Annotated in this window: 1 protein-coding gene and 1 pseudogene; one reads left to right on the top strand and one right to left on the bottom strand. The window is 63.6% G+C overall.

All coding sequences use genetic code 11. From position 1 onward, the window contains the following. Positions 1-645, top strand: a 645-nt coding sequence (locus EN893_RS35980) for an MFS transporter (RefSeq protein WP_206520426.1), incomplete at its 5' end; no start/stop codon positions are given. Here EN893_RS35980 and EN893_RS35975 read toward each other — a convergent pair. Beyond that, positions 616-854 (bottom strand): annotated as a pseudogene (locus EN893_RS35975) (dipeptide epimerase); the annotation flags it as partial. The gene EN893_RS35980 and the pseudogene EN893_RS35975 sit on opposite strands and share 30 nt — an antisense overlap.

Below are 854 nucleotides of genomic sequence, written 5' to 3'. Positions count from 1 at the left end.
CGTCTAGGCCGTCCGCGGCGCGCCTCACCGCTGTCGGCCACTGATATCCAGCATTCGGCGCCGAAGCTTCTCAACCCGTATTTCCTGTATTTTTCCGTCGGTGTCGGCGTCATCACCGCCAGCCACGCATTCCTCTACGGTTTCGTCTCCATCTACTGGAAATCGATCGGCCTCAGCGATTCGGTTGTCGGTCTCTTATGGGCTTGGGGCGTGGTGTCGGAAGTCTGCATGTTCATGATGTTCACCCGCTTTTTTGACCGGTTCTCCGTCGTGTCGATCATGGTGATGGCGGGGATCGGCTCCATCGTGCGCTGGATCGCCTTTCCGCTGGTCTGGCCGCTCGGCCTCGGCATTCCCGGTTTCTTCGGTGTCCAGTCGCTGCACTCGGTCTCGGTGGCGCTTGGGCTGATCGGCCTGCAGAAGATGATCGGCGAAACCGTCTCCGAGGAGCGGACAGGTGCCGCGCAAGGCATTGCCTATTTCTCCAACGGCTTCTTCATGGCGGTGGTGACGCTGGCGTCCGGCCCGCTCTACGACCATCTCGGCGTGGACGGCTTCTTTGCCATGATCCCGATCGCCTTGATCGGCCTCGTGCTGATCGGCCTTGCAGCGCGCTCAGCCCCACAGCGCCACTTCGGGCGGTGACACCAGCGATCCCTGGTAGACAAGGCCCGGTACCCGGTCGCGGGCAAGCAGCAGCGGACCGTCGAGGTCGACGAAATCGGCATGCTGGGCAAGCAGCACCGCCGGCGCCATCGCCAATGACGTGCCGACCATGCAGCCGACCATCACGCCGAAACCGAGTTCGCGGGCGCGATCGCGCAGCACCAGTGCCGCAGTCAGGCCCCCCGACT

The organism is Mesorhizobium sp. M7A.F.Ca.CA.004.04.2.1, assembly GCF_004022825.1.
Classification (GTDB): Bacteria; Pseudomonadota; Alphaproteobacteria; order Rhizobiales; family Rhizobiaceae; genus Mesorhizobium.
This window is presented reverse-complemented; position numbering and strand designations above follow the sequence as displayed.